At 67.0% G+C, this 17,090-nt stretch carries 17 protein-coding genes; 10 read left to right on the top strand and 7 right to left on the bottom strand.

All coding sequences use genetic code 11. The features are described from left to right. Positions 1 to 182 precede the first annotated feature (182 nt). On the bottom strand, positions 183 to 557 hold the full coding sequence (locus tag BN2503_RS01375) for an Mth938-like domain-containing protein (protein WP_054254846.1): 375 nt from the start codon (positions 555 to 557) through the stop codon (positions 183 to 185). A gap of 123 nt (positions 558 to 680) precedes the next feature. Between BN2503_RS01375 and BN2503_RS01370 the strand changes: the two genes are divergently transcribed. The 6 genes from BN2503_RS01370 to moaD all read left to right on the top strand — a co-directional run bounded on the left by BN2503_RS01370 (position 681) and on the right by moaD (position 6,874). Continuing rightward, positions 681 to 1,913: a pyridoxal phosphate-dependent aminotransferase gene (locus tag BN2503_RS01370; RefSeq protein WP_054254845.1), complete on the top strand. Its 1,233-nt coding sequence runs from the start codon at positions 681 to 683 to the stop codon at positions 1,911 to 1,913. 82 nt (positions 1,914 to 1,995) lie between these two features. Continuing rightward, a complete protein-coding gene (locus BN2503_RS01365) occupies positions 1,996 to 3,330 on the top strand; it encodes a homoserine dehydrogenase (protein ID WP_054254844.1) in 1,335 nt (444 codons plus the stop codon). Then, entirely contained in the window at positions 3,330 to 4,757 is a 1,428-nt protein-coding gene (gene thrC, locus BN2503_RS01360; protein WP_054254843.1) for a threonine synthase, read from the top strand. The genes BN2503_RS01365 and thrC overlap by 1 nt, the downstream gene beginning before the upstream one ends. Positions 4,758 to 4,830: 73 nt before the next feature. Then, complete coding sequence (gene mobB / locus BN2503_RS01355; protein WP_054254904.1) at positions 4,831 to 5,373, top strand: molybdopterin-guanine dinucleotide biosynthesis protein B; 543 nt, start codon at positions 4,831 to 4,833, stop codon at positions 5,371 to 5,373. Continuing rightward, positions 5,370 to 6,605, top strand: coding sequence for a molybdopterin molybdotransferase MoeA (locus BN2503_RS01350; RefSeq protein ID WP_054254842.1), 1,236 nt, complete (start codon positions 5,370 to 5,372; stop codon positions 6,603 to 6,605). Before mobB ends, BN2503_RS01350 begins: the two co-directional genes overlap by 4 nt. Further along, positions 6,602 to 6,874: a molybdopterin converting factor subunit 1 gene (moaD, locus tag BN2503_RS01345; RefSeq protein WP_054254841.1), complete on the top strand. Its 273-nt coding sequence runs from the start codon at positions 6,602 to 6,604 to the stop codon at positions 6,872 to 6,874. The genes BN2503_RS01350 and moaD overlap by 4 nt, the downstream gene beginning before the upstream one ends. A 20-nt stretch (positions 6,875 to 6,894) precedes the next feature. On the opposite strand, the gene BN2503_RS01340 is transcribed toward moaD, so the two are convergent. From BN2503_RS01340 to BN2503_RS01330, 3 genes are all read right to left on the bottom strand, one after another. Beyond that, entirely contained in the window at positions 6,895 to 7,197 is a 303-nt protein-coding gene (locus tag BN2503_RS01340) for a hypothetical protein (RefSeq protein WP_054254840.1), read from the bottom strand. After that, entirely contained in the window at positions 7,194 to 7,844 is a 651-nt protein-coding gene (locus BN2503_RS01335; RefSeq protein WP_199445234.1) for a cytochrome c oxidase subunit 3, read from the bottom strand. Before BN2503_RS01335 ends, BN2503_RS01340 begins: the two co-directional genes overlap by 4 nt. 185 nt (positions 7,845 to 8,029) lie before the next feature. Further along, positions 8,030 to 8,350 carry a hypothetical protein gene (locus BN2503_RS01330; RefSeq protein WP_054254839.1) on the bottom strand — a complete coding sequence of 107 codons (321 nt, stop codon included), beginning with the start codon at positions 8,348 to 8,350 and terminating at the stop codon, positions 8,030 to 8,032. Positions 8,351 to 8,388: 38 nt separating this feature from the next. Between BN2503_RS01330 and moaE the strand changes: the two genes are divergently transcribed. The 3 genes from moaE (at position 8,389) to BN2503_RS01315 (ending at position 11,910) form a co-directional block, all read left to right on the top strand. Then, a complete protein-coding gene (moaE, locus tag BN2503_RS01325) occupies positions 8,389 to 8,871 on the top strand; it encodes a molybdopterin synthase catalytic subunit MoaE (protein WP_054254838.1) in 483 nt (160 codons plus the stop codon). Positions 8,872 to 8,921: 50 nt separating this feature from the next. Continuing rightward, positions 8,922 to 11,531, top strand: a complete 2,610-nt coding sequence (gene clpB, locus BN2503_RS01320) for an ATP-dependent chaperone ClpB (RefSeq protein WP_054254902.1) — start codon at positions 8,922 to 8,924, stop codon at positions 11,529 to 11,531. Positions 11,532 to 11,604: 73 nt separating this feature from the next. Next, positions 11,605 to 11,910: a hypothetical protein gene (locus BN2503_RS01315; protein ID WP_054254837.1), complete on the top strand. Its 306-nt coding sequence runs from the start codon at positions 11,605 to 11,607 to the stop codon at positions 11,908 to 11,910. Positions 11,911 to 12,169: 259 nt separating this feature from the next. Here the strand turns inward: BN2503_RS01315 and BN2503_RS19220 are convergent, their stop codons facing one another. Then, complete coding sequence (locus BN2503_RS19220) at positions 12,170 to 12,415, bottom strand: DUF1010 domain-containing protein (RefSeq protein ID WP_074930076.1); 246 nt, start codon at positions 12,413 to 12,415, stop codon at positions 12,170 to 12,172. Between the two features lie 609 nt (positions 12,416 to 13,024). Here BN2503_RS19220 and BN2503_RS01310 point away from each other — a divergent pair. Beyond that, positions 13,025 to 14,464, top strand: a complete 1,440-nt coding sequence (locus BN2503_RS01310) for a coniferyl aldehyde dehydrogenase (RefSeq protein WP_054254901.1) — start codon at positions 13,025 to 13,027, stop codon at positions 14,462 to 14,464. 77 nt (positions 14,465 to 14,541) lie between these two features. On the opposite strand, the gene BN2503_RS01305 is transcribed toward BN2503_RS01310, so the two are convergent. After that, positions 14,542 to 16,338: an ATP-binding response regulator gene (locus BN2503_RS01305; protein WP_082366459.1), complete on the bottom strand. Its 1,797-nt coding sequence runs from the start codon at positions 16,336 to 16,338 to the stop codon at positions 14,542 to 14,544. 3 nt (positions 16,339 to 16,341) lie between these two features. Continuing rightward, positions 16,342 to 16,968: a response regulator gene (locus BN2503_RS01300; protein ID WP_054254836.1), complete on the bottom strand. Its 627-nt coding sequence runs from the start codon at positions 16,966 to 16,968 to the stop codon at positions 16,342 to 16,344. Between the last annotated feature and the right edge of the window lie 122 nt (positions 16,969 to 17,090).

The following is a 17,090-nucleotide window of genomic DNA, read 5'->3' as shown; positions in this document are numbered from 1 at the left end:
CTGCTGGAAATGTCGTAGAAAAAACCGGGGAAGTGGGTGTGTTATTGTTTTAGGTTACCCCGGCCGCAATCCGCAATTTTACCCCGAAACCCGCAGAAGCCCTCTATCGCGCCGGGCGTGCCGATGCCGTGGGCGTGGAAATGGCACCGCAGCGTCTGCGTGCTGGGATCGCAAACACGCGCTTAGGGCGATTGCAGCAGCAGTGCGACCGCCACGCGGCGGCCTTCGCCTAGCAGGAAGTTGTAGGTGCGGCAGGCGGCGGCCGTGTCCATGGTTTCCAGCCCCATGCGCCGCTGCATCAGCGGCGCCAGCCACGCGGGTGGCACGAAACGGATGCGCGGACCACTGCCAAAGAGCACCATTTCCGCGTCGATCTCGGCCAGCCGGGCGAAGTGCGCGGGGGTCAGGTCCTCGAAGCGCTCGCACGCCCAAGGCTGGCGCAGGCCATCGGGGCCGAGAACGATGCTGTGGTGGATCTTTTCCGGCCCCACGGCCACCCAGCCCGGGCCGTAGCCGCTGATGGAATGGGCGCTGGACGGGTCGGGCTGGAACTTCATGGTGCGGCGGGTGGTGATGCAGCCCGGGGGGCAGACGCCTCGTGGGTGTGCGGGTGAAATGTGGTCAAATTATAAGTTTCACCGCCGTATGCTGGCAGTGCCCTTGTTCTCATTGAGACACGCATGAAGACCGTCCGCAAATCCGCCAAGCTCAACAATGTTCTCTACGATGTCCGCGGCCCCATCGTGGACGCGGCCAAGCAGATGGAGGACGAAGGGCAGAAGATCATCAAGCTGAACATCGGCAACATGGCGCCGTTCGGTTTTGATGCGCCCGAGGAAGTGCAGCAGGACATGATCCGCAACCTGCCCAACTCGGCGGGCTACTCGGACAGCAAGGGCATCTTCGCCGCGCGCAAGGCGGTGATGCACTACACCCAGCAGCTCGGCATCGCGGGCGTGACGCTGGACGACATTTACCTGGGCAACGGTGCCAGCGAACTGATCGTGATGGCCACGAACGCCCTGCTGGACGACGGCGACGAGCTGCTCGTGCCCATGCCCGACTACCCGCTGTGGACTGCCGCGACCTCGCTTTCAGGGGGCGCGCCGGTGCACTACCGCTGCGACGAGGAGGCAGGCTGGCTGCCCGACCTGGACGACATGCGCGCCAAGATCACGCCTCGCACGCGCGGCATCGTGGTCATCAACCCGAACAACCCGACGGGCGTGCTCTACCCCGTGGAACTGCTCAAGGGCATCATCCAGATCGCACGCGAGCACGGCTTGGTGCTGCTGGTGGACGAGGTGTACGACAAGGTGCTCTACGACGGCGTGAAGTTCACCTCGATGGCGAGCCTGTCGACCGACGTACTCACGCTGACGTTCAACTCGCTGTCCAAGGCCTACCGCTCCTGCGGCTACCGTGCGGGCTGGATGGTGCTCTCCGGCCCCAAGGCGGACGCGCGCGACTACATCGAAGGCCTGAACATGCTGGCCAACCTCAAGCTCGGCTCCAACGTGCCGGGCCAGTGGGCCATCCAGACCGCCCTGGGCGGTTACCAAAGCATCAACGATCTGGTCAAACCCGGCGGGCGCCTGTGCCGCCAGCGCGACCTGGCCTACGAGCTCATCACGCAGATTCCCGGCGTCACCTGCGTCAAGCCGCACGCGGCGCTGTACATGTTCCCGCGCCTTGACCCGGTGATGTACCCGATTGCCGACGACCGCCAGTTCTTCATGGAAGTGCTGCGTGCCACGCGCGTGATGCTGGTGCAGGGCTCGGGCTTCAACTACCCGGACAACCAGCATTTCCGCATCGTGTTCCTGCCGCATGAAGACGATCTGCGCGAGGCTATCGGGCGCCTGGCGGGCTTTCTTGCCACCTACCGGCAGCGCCACAGCAAGGCCGCGTGAGTGGTCTTGGAAACTCTTTTTTTCATAGCTGCTAGCGCTTGACTGACAAGCGTTTCAGCCATTTTTGACTGGTAAAACTGATATGAAACCCATCCAAGTCGGCCTGCTGGGCATTGGCACCGTGGGCAGCGGCGTATTCAACGTGCTGCAGCGCAACCAGGAGGAGATCCGCCGCCGCGCGGGCCGTGGCATTGAAATTGCCATGGTGGCTGACCTGGACGTGGAGCGCGCCCGTGCAATCGTCGGCAGCGGCGTGCAGGTGGTGCAGGACGCGCGTGCCGTTATTGCCAACCCCGAGATCGATATCGTGGTCGAGCTCATCGGCGGCTATGGCATCGCCAAGGCGCTGGTACTGGAGGCCATTGCGGCCGGCAAGCACGTGGTCACCGCCAACAAGGCGCTGCTGGCCGTGCATGGCACCGAAATCTTCGCGGCCGCCTCCGCCAAGGGCGTGATGGTGGCCTTCGAGGCGGCTGTGGCCGGGGGCATCCCGATCATCAAGGCGCTGCGCGAGGGCCTGACCGCCAACCGCATCCAGTGGCTGGCCGGCATCATCAACGGCACGACGAACTTCATCCTGTCCGAGATGCGCGACAAGGGCCTGGACTTCGACGTGGTACTCAAGGAGGCCCAGCGCCTGGGCTACGCCGAGGCCGACCCGACCTTCGACATCGAGGGCGTGGACGCTGCGCACAAGGCCGCCATCATGAGCGCCATTGCCTTTGGCATCCCCGTGCAGTTTGACAAGGCCTACGTCGAAGGCATCACCCAGCTGGCCGCTGCCGACATCAAATACGCTGAGCAACTGGGCTACCGCATCAAGCTGCTGGGTATCACCAAGCGCACGGACAAGGGCATCGAGCTGCGCGTGCACCCGAGCCTGGTGCCGTCCAAGCGCCTGATCGCCAATGTGGAAGGTGCCATGAACGCCGTGGTGGTGCAGGGCGACGCCGTTGGCTCCACGCTGTACTACGGCAAGGGTGCGGGCTCCGAGCCGACGGCCAGCGCCGTGATTGCCGACCTGGTGGACATTACCCGCCTGCACACCGTGGACCCGCTCAACCGCGTGCCGCACCTGGCCTTCCAGCCACACACGCTCGACCAGGCCAAGGACGAGCTGCCCGTGCTGCCCATGAGCGAAGTGGTGACCAGCTACTACCTGCGCCTGCGCGTGGCCGACCAGGCGGGCGTGCTGGCCCAGGTGACGGGCATCGTCGCCAACGCCGGCATCAGCATCGACGCCGTGCTGCAGCGCGAGGCCGACGAAGTGGGGGGCGAGGGTTCCACGCAGACCGATCTCATCATCCTCACGCACGACACGCGTGAGGGCACCATGAACGACGCCATCGCCCAGATGCAGCAACTGCCCACGGTGCTCGCGCCGATCACGCGCATCCGCAAGGAGGAGCTGAACTGATGCTGTACCTGTCCACGCGCGGCCATCCGGACCGCAAGCGCTTTTGCGACATCCTGCTCGAAGGCCTGGCGCCCGACGGCGGCCTCTACTTGCCCGAGCACTACCCCCAGATCAGCAGTGAACGCCTGGGCGAACTGCGCGCGGTGTACCAAAGCCAGGGCTATGCGGAACTGGCGTTCCAGATCTTGTCGCTCTATATCGACGACATTCCCGCCGCCGACCTGCGCGCCTTGTGCGCCAAGACCTACACCGCCGAGGTGTTCGGCACCGCTGCCATCGTGCCGCTGCGCCCGCTGGAAGACGGCCTGTGGCTCGAAGCCCTGTCCAATGGCCCCACGCTGGCCTTCAAGGACATGGCCATGCAGCTGCTGGGCAACCTGTTCGAGTACGAGCTGCAGCGCCGCGGCGCGCAGCTCAACATCCTCGGCGCCACCAGCGGCGACACCGGCAGCGCCGCCGAGTACGCCATGCGCGGCAAGCAGGGCGTGCGCGTGTTCATGACCAGCCCGCATGGCCGCATGAGCCCGTTCCAGCAGGCGCAGATGTTCAGCCTGCAGGACGAAAACATCCACAACATCGCCATCGAGGGCGTGTTCGACGACTGCCAGGACATCGTCAAGGCCGTTTCGAACGACCTGGAGTTCAAGCGCAAATACAAGATCGGCACCGTCAACTCCATCAACTGGGCGCGCCTGCTGGCGCAGGTGGTCTATTACTTCGCCGGTTACTTCCAGGCCTCCTCGTCGAACGCCCAGCAAGTCAGCTTCACTGTGCCCAGCGGCAATTTCGGCAACATCTGCGCCGGCCACGTGGCGCGCATGATGGGCCTGCCGATTGCCAAGCTGGTGGTGGCCACGAATGAAAACGACGTGCTCGACGAGTTCTTCCGCACCGGCGTGTACCGAGTGCGCGGCAGCGCCGACACGCACGAAACCTCCAGCCCGTCGATGGACATCAGCAAGGCCAGCAACTTCGAGCGTTTCGTGTTCGACCTGCTGGGCCGTGACGCCGCCGCCACGCGCGCGCTGTTCGGCGACGCCCTGGGGCGCGACGGGCGCTTTGACCTCGGCGCCAACCCGCTGTTCGCCCAGGCTGCCGCGCGCTACGGCTTCGAGAGCGGCAAGAGTACCCATGCCGACCGCCTGGCCACCATTCGCGATACCTGGCAACGCTTTGGCCAGATGATCGACACCCACACCGCCGACGGCGTGAAGGTGGCACGCGAGCACCGCGGGGCGGAGCCGATGGTGGTGCTCGAAACGGCGCTGCCCATCAAGTTCGCCGCCACCATCGAGGAGGCGCTGGGCCGCGCGCCCGAGCGCCCGGCCCGGTTCGAGGGCATCGAGGCGTTGCCCAAGCGCGTGCAGGTCATGCCGGCCGACGCGCAGCAGGTCAAGGCCTACATCGCCGCGCATTGCGGCGAATGAAGGGGTTGATGGTCAAATCGGCTTCCAGCGCTTGCTGGGCAAGCGCTAGCAGCTATCGTTCAAGGAGCGCATGATGAAGGTCGCCGGCTTTGCCGGGTTCTCCGGGGCCGGCAAAACCACGCTGGTGGAGCAGCTCATCGCCTGCCTGCGCGGGCGTGGGCTGCGGGTGTCGGTCATCAAGCATGCGCACCACCGCTTCGACATCGACCACCCTGGCAAGGACAGTTGGCGCCACCGCCAGGCCGGCGCCAACGAAGTGCTGCTGGCCTCTGACATGCGCCTGGCCCTGCTGCGTGAATACGACCAGCCGCACGAGCCTGATGTGCACACCTTGCTGGCCCAGCTCGACGCGCGCGCCGATTGGGTGCTGATTGAAGGCTTCAAGGACGCGCCCCTGCCCAAGATCGAGGTCTGGCGCGCCCCCGCGTCCGGCCAGGCGCCGCGGCCGGTGCTGTACCCGCACGACCCTTTTGTTGTCGCCGTGGCCACCGATGCGCCCGCCGGTTTGCCGCAGCCGCCGCGCCAGCCCGTGCTCGACCTGAATGCGCCCGCGCAGGTGGCCGACTGGCTGCTGGCCCACGGTGCGCGCTTCGACTATTCCAAGGAATCGCCATGACCCGCCCGCCGCTCCTGCCCCTTGACGATGCCCTGGCCCAGTTGCTCGCGCAGGCCGCGCCGCTGGCGCAGGGCGAGGCGGTCGCCACTTTTGACGCCGATGGCCGCGTGCTGCTGCGCGATGCCGTGTCGCCGCTGCAGGTGCCGCCGCTCGACAACAGCGCCATGGACGGCTACGCGCTGCGCTGTGCCGACGTCGTGGCGCCGGGGGCGGTGCTGCCAGTGTCCCAGCGCATTCCGGCGGGCAGCGTCGGCACGCCACTGCTGCCGGGCACGGCAGCGCGCATCTTCACCGGCGCACCCGTACCCCCGGGGGCCGACGCCGTGGTGATGCAGGAGGACTGCGAGGTGCTGGAGGACGGCCGCGTGCGTGTGCACGGCGTGCACCGGCCCGGCCAGCACATCCGCCGCGCTGGCGAGGACATCGCGCGCGGCGCCACAGTGCTGGCGGCGGGCACGCGCCTCACGCCTGCCGCGCTCGGCCTGGCCGCCAGCATCGGCCTGGCGCAACTGGAGGTGGCGCGGCGCCCGCGCGTGGCGCTGTTTTCCACCGGCGACGAACTGGCCATGCCCGGCGAGGTGCCGCCCGAGCGCATGCCGCCCGGCGCCATTTACAACAGCAACCGTTTCTTCCTGCGCGCCATGCTGGAGCGCTTGGGCTGCGAGGTGACCGACCTGGGCATCGTGCCCGACCGGCTCGACGCCACCGTGGCCGCGCTGCGCGCGGCCGCGCAGGGGCATGACCTGATCCTGACCAGCGGCGGTGTCTCGGTCGGCGAGGAAGACCACGTCAAGCCCGCCGTGCAGGCCCTGGGGCGGCTCGACCTGTGGCAGATCGCCATCAAGCCCGGCAAGCCCTTCGCCTATGGCCGCGTGGACGGCGGGGCGGGCGCAGCGCATTTCATGGGGCTGCCGGGCAACCCCGTGTCGTGCTTCATCACCTTTGCCGTGCTGGTGCGCCCCTTCCTGCTGCGGCTGCAGGGCGTGCACGATGTTGCTCCAAAAACCATAGCTGCTCGCGCAGACTTTGATTGGCCTCGGGCCGATAAACGTCGCGAATTCCTGCGCGTGCGCCTGAATGCCGACGGGCACCTGGAACGGTTTGCCAACCAGAGTTCGGGCGTACTCACTTCCACCGTCTGGGGCGATGGCGTGGTGGACAACCCGCCCGGCCAGGCCATTGCGCGCGGCGACAACGTGCGCTTCATTCCCTTTGGAGGGCTGCTGGCATGACCGACCAGACCCTGTGCAAGCGCATCACGGTGCGCTACTTCGCCTCCATCCGCGAGGCCCTGGGCCAAGGCGAGGAAGCCGTGGATACCCCCGCTGCCACCTTGGGCGCACTGCGCCAGGAACTGCTGGCACGCGGTGGCGCCTACGCCGAGGTGTTGGCGCCGGGGCGCGCGGTGCGCATGGCGCTCAACCAGACACTGAGCGACGAGGCTGCACCGCTGCCCGCTGGCGCGGAAGTGGCGTTTTTCCCCCCCGTGACGGGGGGGTAAGCGGCGCCCCCAGCGCCAGCCTAGCTGGCTGCGCGCAGAAATTCGTGCCACGCCGACACTGCCAGCCCCAGCGGGGCCAGGCAGGCAAAGCCTTGCAGCAGGCGTGCGAAGACCGGGCCGGCGCGGTGCACCTCCAGGTAGTGGCGCAGCAGAATGCGCGCCTTGACCCAGGCAACGGCCGCCACCAGCAGTGCCAGCGCCAGGCGTGGCAGCCCGCTGTGTGGCCCTGCTGCCAGTCCCACGCTCAGTACCGACAAGGCGCATAGCAGCAGCCAGGCGAGCGTGGTCGTGCCTATGGGCAGGCGTGTGAGCAGTGTTTTCATACGAAGGCGTAGAACAGGGCAAAAATCATCAGCCACACCAGGTCGGTGGCGTGCCAGTAGATGGCCAGTGCCTGCGGGCCCCGGCAATCGTCGGCCGAATAGCTGCCAGCGCACAGGCCGACCAGGATCCAGGCCATGCCCATCAAGCCCCAGCAGGCGTGAATGAAGTGGTTGATGGTCAGGTAGTAGTACACCACCACGAAAATGCCGGCACTGGCATCCAGCCCCTGCGCCAGGTTCCACTGCCACTCAAAAATCTTCAGCACCGGGTAGACCAAACCCGTGGCCAGCGCTGCCGCCATCCAGACGGTGGCACGCTGGCGCCGCCCGGCTTCCAGATGGTGCACCATGCGCGTGAGCATGAAACCGCTGCTGACCATGACCAGGGTGATGCACAGGCCGCTGAGAGTGGACAGGCGTGTGGGCCCCTCCTGGAACGCTTGCGGGTAGTGCCAGCGGGCGGTGAAGTAGACGGCGAAGAACACCGTGAACTCCAGGCATTCCAGGCAGATGCCGATCCACATCGCCTTGTAGCCCGGGCGCTGCATGTCGCGCAGGGGGGCGTAGGTGGGGGCCTCTGGCATGGGCTGGGGCGGCGCCACGGGCGGTACGGCCAGCCCATCCGGTGAAAGCGTACAGGTCGTCATCGGGGATAGTTTTTTGTGCGGGGCGAGGGACCGTCTGTTAGCGGGTGCGCGAGACCAGCGCGCTCAAGGACGATGCCAACGACTATGCCGCGGTCACGTCTGCTGCGTAAGGCGCAGAGAAGACGAAAATACCATACCAGTTTGCTACGATTTTTGGAAAACCATGTCGCTGGCAGGCGCGGCTTTCAGTCCACCCCGACCGGCAGTTCGGGGCTGCGCCATTGCAGCAGTTCGGCCAGCCGCAGCGTGATCCAGCGCGCCTCGGGCGGCGTCACGCCCGACTCCGCGCCCGCCAGCCCGGCGTGGATGCGGCGTAACACCTCCTCCTCCGACGGCACGGCGCCGTGGTAGAGCTGCTGCGCCTGCTCGACCAGGTGATTTGCCAGGTCCTCGCACAGCTCGTAGCGCGCACACAGTTGCGCCGCCGTGGCCCGCAGGCGCCCGCGCGTGTCGCTGTAGAGCGCGGCGAACGAGGGCGGCAGAAAAATCTGGTGGTCGTCTTGCATGGCATGGTGCGGCGGTGGAATGGCCGAGAATAACCGCCATGACCTCGCCCCGTGTTTCCATCCAAACCCAGGACTTCGACGTGTCTGCCGAACTGGCTGCGCTGCGCGCGCAGGACGCGCGCGTGGGTGCCGTGTGCTGCTTCGTGGGCACCGTGCGCGACCGCAACGAGGGCGACGCCGTCGCCAGCATGGAGCTGGAGCACTACCCCGGCATGACCGAAAAATCCATCGAGGCCATGATCGACGCGGCGCTGGCGCGCTTTGCCCTGTACGGCGTACGCGTCATCCACCGCGTGGGGCTGCTGCAGCCGCTGGAGCAGATCGTGCTCGTGGCCGTTACCAGCGCGCACCGCGGCGAGAGCTTCCAGGCCTGCGAGTTCCTCATGGACTACCTCAAGACCCAGGCACCTTTCTGGAAGAAAGAACAGACGCCGCAGGGCGCGCGCTGGGTGGATGCCCGCGTGAGCGACGACGCGGCCATGGCGCGCTGGGGGCTGCAATTACCGCCGATGGCGGGTTGAAAAACCGCCTGGGTGGCCTATCTATTCAGCAGTTGGAGGTTTTTTACACCATGCGAATCGACAAGCTCACCACCAAGTTCCAGGAAGCCCTGGCAGATGCACAGTCCCTGGCACTGGGCAACGACCACGCCTACATCGATCCCCTGCACCTGCTGGGCGCCATGCTGCGCCAGGAGGACGGCCCACGTGCGCTGCTGCAGCGCGCCGGTGCCAACGTGGGGGCGCTGCAGGCGGCAGTAGAAAACGCCGTCAAGCGCCTGCCCCAGGTCGAAGGCCAGGAGCAGGTGCAGGTCGGTCCCGACCTGGCGCGGCTGCTGCAGGCCACTGAGAAGGAAGCCATCAAGCGCGGCGACCCGTTCATTGCCAGCGAGCTGTTCCTGCTCGCCCTGGCCGACGGCAAAGGCGAGGCCACGCGCATCGCCAAGGACAACGGCCTCACGCGCAAGAGCCTGGAATCCGCCATTGATGCCGTGCGTGGCGGCCAGAAGATGGACAGCCCCGAGGCCGAAGGCCAGCGCGAGGCGCTGAAGAAATACTGCCTGGACCTGACCGAGCGTGCCCGCGTGGGCAAGCTCGACCCGGTGATCGGCCGCGACGACGAGATTCGCCGTGCCATTCAGGTGCTGCAGCGGCGCAGCAAGAACAACCCGGTGCTGATCGGCGAGCCCGGCGTGGGCAAGACCGCCATCGTTGAGGGGCTGGCCCAGCGCATCGTGGCCGGCGAAGTGCCCGAGTCGCTGAAGAACAAGCGCGTGCTCTCGCTCGACATGGCGGCGTTGCTTGCCGGCGCCAAGTACCGTGGCGAATTCGAGGAGCGCCTGAAATCCGTGCTCAACGAGCTGGCCAAGGACGAGGGCCAGACCATCGTCTTCATTGACGAGCTGCACACCATGGTGGGCGCCGGCAAGGCCGAGGGCGCCATGGACGCGGGCAACATGCTCAAGCCAGCCCTGGCGCGTGGCGAGCTGCACTGCGTGGGCGCGACCACGCTCGATGAATACCGCAAGTACATCGAGAAGGACGCTGCGCTGGAGCGGCGCTTCCAGAAAATCCTGGTGGACGAACCCAGCGTGGAAGCCACCATCGCCATCCTGCGCGGCCTGCAGGAGAAGTACGAGGTGCACCACGGCGTGGAGATTACCGACCCGGCCATCGTGGCCGCGGCCGAGCTGTCCAACCGCTACATCACCGACCGCTTCCTGCCCGACAAGGCCATTGACCTGATCGACGAAGCCGCAGCCAAGATCAAGATCGAAATCGACTCCAAGCCCGAGGCCATCGACAAGCTGGACCGCCGCCTGATCCAGCTGCAGATCGAGCGCGAAGCCGTGAAGAAGGAAAAAGACGAAGCCTCGCAAAAGCGCCTGCAGCTGATCGAGGAAGAAATCACCAAGCTGCAGCGCGAGATTGCCGACCTGGAAGACATCTGGAAGAGCGAAAAAGCCCAGGCCCAGGGCAGCCAGCAGGTGCGCGAGCAGGTCGAGAAGGTCAAGCTGCAGATTGAGGAACTCAAGCGCAAGGGCGACTTCAACAAGGTCGCCGAGCTGCAATACGGCAAGCTGCCCGAGCTGGAAAAGCGCCTCAAGGAAGCCCAGGCCCAGGAAGAAGGCCAGGGCGGCGCGGTGCATGCCAACCGGCTGCTGCGCACCCAGGTGGGCGCAGAGGAAATCGCCGAGGTCGTCTCGCGCGCCACCGGCATTCCGGTCAGCAAGATGATGCAGGGCGAGAAAGACAAGCTGCTGCACATGGAAGACAAGCTGCACGAGCGCGTGGTGGGCCAGGACGAAGCCATTAACGCCGTGGCCAACGCCATCAGGCGCTCGCGCTCGGGCCTGTCCGACCCGAACCGGCCCACGGGCTCGTTCCTGTTCCTCGGCCCCACGGGCGTGGGCAAGACCGAGCTGTGCAAGGCGCTGGCGGGCTTTTTGTTCGACAGCGAGGAGCACCTGATCCGCATCGACATGAGCGAGTTCATGGAGAAACACTCCGTGGCCCGCCTGATCGGCGCGCCGCCCGGCTATGTGGGCTATGAAGAGGGCGGCTACCTGACCGAGGCCGTGCGCCGCAAGCCCTACAGCGTGCTGCTGCTCGACGAGGTGGAAAAAGCCCACCCCGACGTATTCAACGTGCTGCTGCAGGTGCTGGACGACGGCCGCCTGACCGATGGCCAGGGCCGCACCGTGGACTTCAAGAACACCGTGATCGTGATGACGAGCAACATCGGCTCGCACCTCATCCAGGCCATGGTGGGGCAGGACAGCGACGACATCAAGGAAGCGGTGTGGGGGGAACTCAAGCAGCATTTCCGACCCGAATTCCTCAACCGTATCGATGAAACCGTGGTGTTCCATGGCCTCGATGCCCGGCACATTGCCGCCATCGCGCGCATCCAGCTGCAAATGCTGCAAGCGCGCCTGGCCCGCATGGAGCTGACGCTCGATGTCTCCGACGCCGCGCTGGAAGAGCTGGCCAAGGTCGGGTTCGACCCGGTGTTCGGCGCACGCCCGCTCAAGCGCGCGATCCAGCAACGCATCGAGAACCCGCTGTCCAAGCTGCTCCTGGAAGGGCGCTACCAGCCTAAGAGCGTGGTTCCCGTGGGCGTCGATCCGGTGAAGAACCCGGGGGTATTCCAATTCGGCGAGGCCCGCCCAGCGGGCTGAGCCCTACCATCGAAGCCGCAAGCGGGCCGTGTGGCCCGCTTGCGCCGCTTCACCAGCCAGAAAGGGACATGGTTTGAACGACATAGTGGCCGGCGCGATCCGGTGGACGTTGCGCCTCGTGGTGGTTGCCGCCGGCGTGGTCTTTTTCCTCAGCCTGCTGGCCGCCGCCGCCGTGCTGGCGCTCGTCTGGGGCGTGCGCGCCCTGTGGGCCCGCCTCACCGGCCGCCCGGTCATGCCCTGGGCCATGCGCATGAGCCCGCGCCAGGGATGGAGCACCGTGCACCGCAGCACCGCGCGCTGGACCGCCCCGCGCCCCGCCGCACGCGCCGGGCAAGGTAGCACCGACGTGACCGATGTGGTTGCGCGCGAAATCCGCTGAGTCTGGGGACGGTGGCTGCGCAGCTAAATTGATAGCTGCCAGCGCTTGCTGGGTAAGGGCGGAAGGCCAAAACGGCTTGAAATGGTGCCGCGCCAGCAGGCGCGGCTTGGTTGCCGCATCCCGGGGGATCATCCGCAACGGGTTGCTGGCCTTGTTACCTGATTGGCGGGTCAGGGATACTCATTGCTTTTCTCTCGGACACATTTTTTGTTTTCTTGGTCGATTTTTCCGCCAGAGTCGAGGCAACGATCCATTTCTCCTAACGGCCAAGGTAAGCGGCCCGCAGAATGCGGGTCCGCTTGACCGCAGAGTTAGACCCGAAGGCCAAAAGGGAACGCCCTGCCTTGAAGAAGGGCGCGGCCCACGAAAAAGCGCTGGGCCACGGAAGCGGCGCAGCACTGCAAGAATGATAGCTGGTGGCGCTTGCTGCACAAGCGCTGGCGGCCAAAAAGACTAGAAAGCCTTTGGAACAGGGCGGAGCGCTGGAATAGGTGGCTGCGCGCATGAAGCGGGTGATGGGACTAACTAGATTTAGACAACCGCATGCTACTGAGCCGATGCGGCCTAAGTCAAGCATGCGGCGCATACCGCCCTCAGCTTACCCTATGCCTGCGGCAATTTAGACCGCCTAAATTTCTATGGAAGGATGCGCTTCCCGTTCCGCCTGTTTCTGCCGCGCCGTTTCATTCCACGGCAAGCGCCATCCTCGTGAGAGAGGTGCGTCGAAGGCTGCCGTTTTGCTGGCGCATCTGGCCGTGGAGCGCAATGTGCGTGCTTCCACACGCGGAACCCCAGGCCAGGGCCGTCTCATTCTTCTCTTTGCGAGCAGGTGCCGGGCATCCATCTGCCTTGGTTTGACGGCGTGGCACGTGCAATGCGGCCCCGGCATTTGCCGGTGGTGCAGACGCCAGTGGCGGTGCGTGATTTGCCCATGCACATGGAGGGCACGGCGGGCTGGCCGTGGGGTGCGGCCTCCCTTGCGCTCGCTAACGGTTGCTGCGCAACCGGCCGCCATGGCGGCATGCTGTCCGGTGCGGATTCTGTTACCGCTTCGCCATCACGCGAAGTGCGAACCCCTAATCGGAATGGCATGCCTGGCCCTATCATGCCCGGCATGACCACCGACGACATTCGCGCCCTTTTCGAGGTCCAGTACCAGGCCAGCCGTGCCCAGCCCGACGTGCCGCTGCTTTTGCGCCGCGAGCGCCTGCTGCGTATGCGCAAGCTCATCGACGAGCGCGGGCCCGAACTGGCCGCCGCCGTGCAGGCGGACTTCGGCATGCGCTCGCTCCGGCTCACCGAGGTGGCGGACTTCTTCGTGCTGCGCGCGCTGCTGTCGCACACGCTTTCGCACCTGGCACGCTGGAGCCGTCCGCAGAAGGTGCGCACGCCGCTGCACCTGCAGCCTGCGCGTGCCTGGATCCAGCGCCAGCCGCTGGGCGTGGTGGGCGTGATCGCGCCGTGGAACTACCCCATCCAGCTCGCGCTGGCGCCGGCCATCACGGCGCTGGCGGCGGGCAACCGGGTCATGGTCAAGCCCAGCGAACTGACGCCGCACCTCTCGGCCAAGCTGGCCGAGGTGGTGGGCCAGTTCTTCGCGCCCGACGAGCTGTGCGTGGTGCAGGGCGACGCCTCGGTGGCGGCGCTGGTGGCCTCGCTGCCGTTCGACCACCTGGTGTTCACCGGCTCTACCGCCGTGGGCCGCAAGGTGGCGCAGGCCGCAGCCGCCAACCTTACGCCGACCACGCTGGAGCTGGGCGGCAAGTCGCCGTGCATCATCGATGCCAACTGCAACCTGCAAGAAGCCGCGCTGAAGATCGCCCACGGCAAGCTGCTGAACGCAGGCCAGACCTGTATTGCGCCCGACTACGTGCTGTTGCCCCAGGGCAGCGAGGCGGCGTTTACCGAGGCCTACCGCGCCGCCGTGGCGCGGCTGTTCCCGCAGATCGAGGGCAACCCGGACTATGCCTCCATCATTTCCGCGCGCCACCTGGCGCGTCTGCGCACCATGCTGCAGCAGGCGCAGACCCAGGGCGCCGAGGTGGTGAGCGTGCAGCCCGCGCCCGTGGCGCCCGCACCCAACCACCAGGCCAGCCTGGGCGATGGCATCAGCCGCCAGATGGCGCCCGTGCTGGTGTTTGGCGCCACGTCGTCAATGCAGCTGATGCAGGAGGAAATCTTTGGCCCGGTGCTGCCGGTCATCACCTACGAGCGGCTCGACGACGCCATCACCCACATCAACGCCAACCCGCGCCCGCTGGCGTTGTACTGGTTTGGCAACGATGCGCGCGTGCGCGACGATGTGCTCGCGCGCACCGTGAGCGGCGGCGTCACGGTGAACGACACGCTGATGCATATCGCGCACGACAACCTGCCCTTCGGCGGCGTGGGCGACAGCGGCTGGGGTGCGTACCACGGGGAGCAGGGCTTTGTGCGCTTCTCGCACCAGAAATCGGTGCTGGTGCAGTCGCCCTGGGCCATGGGCTGGCTGTTCTACCCGCCTTACGGTGCGCGCTTCGACCGCGTGATGCAGGCGCTGCGGCGCTGGCTGTAACAGGCGCGTGGGCTATTTCAAGCAAAATCGGCTTCCAGCCCTTTCTGGGTAAGCGCTGGAAGCTATCAAAAACGGAGTCATTGCAAGACTTCCACCAGCGCCTCGCGCAACTGCGCCGCCGAGACCGGCTTGTGCAGCAGCAGCGCGCCGGTGGACTGCGCGTCGCGCAGGCGCTGGGGCGAGGTGTCGCCCGTCATGATGATGGCGGGCACGCTGCGCTGCAGGTGCGCGCGCAGCGTGTCTAGCACCTGCCGGCCGGTCTCCTCGTGCCGCAGGCGGAAGTCGGTCACCACCACGTCGGGTTGTGGCATCTGGTGCAGGCGCGCCAGCGCATCGGCCGCCGATTCCGCGCACACGCAATGGCAGCCCCAACTGGCCAGCAGCGACTGCATGCCCAGGCGCACCGGTTCATCGTCGTCCACCACCAGGACGCGGCGGCCGACCAGGCTGGCGCCGTCGTGCGCGCTGGCTACGGCCTCATCGACCAGCGCGCCGCGCCAGGGCGTGAGCCAGAGCCGGAAGACTGAGCCGCGCCCGAGGCGCGAGCGTACCTCCACCTGCGTGTGCATGGCCTGCGCCAGGCGCTGCACGATGGCCAGGCCCAGCCCCAGGCCCTTGCGGCGGTCGCGCTCAGGGTTGCCGAGCTGGTGGAACTCCTTGAAGACCTCCTGCTGGTGCTCGGGCGCGATGCCGCAACCGGTGTCCCACACCTCCAGCGCCAGCCGGCCGCTGCGTGCGCGGCAGGCGATCAGCAGGCCTCCCGTGCGCGTGTAGCGCAGCGCGTTGGAGATGAAGTTGCGCATCACCAGATCGACCAGCGCCTTGTCGGCCAGCGCCGCCGCCGTGGTCTCGCGCGTGCGGTAAACCAGCGCGGCGGCGTCGGCCTGGGGGCCGAATTCCTGCTCCAGCGCGCTCAGCAGCGGCTGCACGGCGAACGGCGCGTCGTGTGCCTGCACCACGCCGGCCTCCAGGCGTGAATAGTCGAGCAGGGTGGTGAGCATTTCCGATGCTGCGCCCGAGGCCGTGCGCGCGTGGCCCAGCACGCTGGCCTGCTGCGCCGTCAGCGGGCTGCGCGCCAGGGTGTCGAGGAACAGGCCCATGGCGTGCAGCGGCTGGCGCAGGTCGTGGCTGGCTGCGGCGAGAAAGCGCGACTTGTCCTGGTTGGCCTGCTCGGCCGTTGCCAGGGCCTGCACGGCACGGTCGGTCTGCGCGCGCAGCTGCGTCACCAGGCGTTCGTTGTCGAAGCGCAGCTCAATGCTGTCGCGCGCTGCGCGTGCCAGGTTGCGTGCGTGCAGCGCCGTGAGCAGGTAATACACCGCCACCATCACGCAGCCGGGCAGGGCGATGGGCCCACCCACCACGGCCAGGGCGACGAGCACGCTGCTGATGGTGCACGTCAGGTAGATCATGTAGCCGCGCAGCAGGGGGGCACCCAGGCCCAGGGCTCCGGCCGAGACGGTGCTGAGAATGCCGATGGCGTAGACCACGGCGTCGCTGCCGTGGCCTTGCCACAGCGCCACGCCGCCGAGCGAGCCCCAGGTCAGGCCCATGCCCGTCATGCAGGCCAGCAGGCGCCGCGCGTCGCTGCGCGGGCCGTGGTCCGGGCGCGGCAGTGGGCGCAGGGTCAGGTACACCAGCGTGACCACCGTCACATGCGAAGCCAGCCACCACAGCATGGGGGCCATGGACATGCTCAGCGACATGATCCACACCGTGCCTACCGAGGTGATGAGCGAGGCCCACAGCGTGACCGGGAAATTGCGCCGCAGCAGCAGGACCTGCTCGGCCAGCACGGCGTCGCGCTCCCAGCGCAGCGCCTCGCGCCATGCGCTGCGCCAGTTGCGGACGGCGCGGGCCAGGGCGTGGTGGTGCACGCTCTAGGCCTCGCTCCACTGCACCAGGCCCAGGCGCTGCGCCGCCAGCAGCGCGGCGCTGCGGCTGTTCACGCCCAACTGGCTGAAGACGGCGGCGACATGCACGCGCACGGTGTTCTCGCTCAGCCCCAGTTCGCGCGCGATCACCTTGTTGGGTTTGCCCGTGCACAGCAGCCGCAGTACGTCAGACTGGCGCGTTGTCAGGGCCGGAGCAGGGTGCCCGGCAGGTGGCGGCACGGGGGTGCTGGCGGCCGGGAAGCAGGGCTTGCCGGACAGCGCGAGCGTGATGGCGTCCAGGATGTCTGCGCCGCTGGCGGACTTGGGCAGGAAGCCATCGGCACCACGTGTGCGCGCCTCGCGCACCGCGTCGGGCGCCACGCTGGCCGATACCAGCACCACGCGTGCCTGGGGAAACGCCTCGCGCAGCGGGCGCAGACCGTCCAGCCCGTTCATGCCGGGCATCTGGATATCGAGCAGCACCAAGTCCACCGCGCAGGGTGCCAGGGCGCAGGCCTCGGCCACCGAGCCAGCCTCGGCAATCGCGCCCACATCGGGGTGGTCTTGCACGATCAGGCGCAGACCGGTGCGGAAAAGGGTGTGGTCGTCCACAAGCAGCAGGTGGGCAGGCATGGGCTGAGTATTGCGCACAAGCGGCCTGGGCCGACTTAGTCCATTTGTGCGATGGACGCGGCAGGGCGCGTTTTCTAGACTTTTCTCCACCGATCACCGATCACCGACCCCGCACGAAAGGA

Source organism: Paenacidovorax caeni (genome assembly GCF_001298675.1).
Classification (GTDB): Bacteria; Pseudomonadota; Gammaproteobacteria; order Burkholderiales; family Burkholderiaceae_C; genus Paenacidovorax; species Paenacidovorax caeni.
The sequence above is the reverse complement of the archived record's forward strand: the minus strand, read 5'-3'. Positions and strand labels throughout refer to the sequence as shown.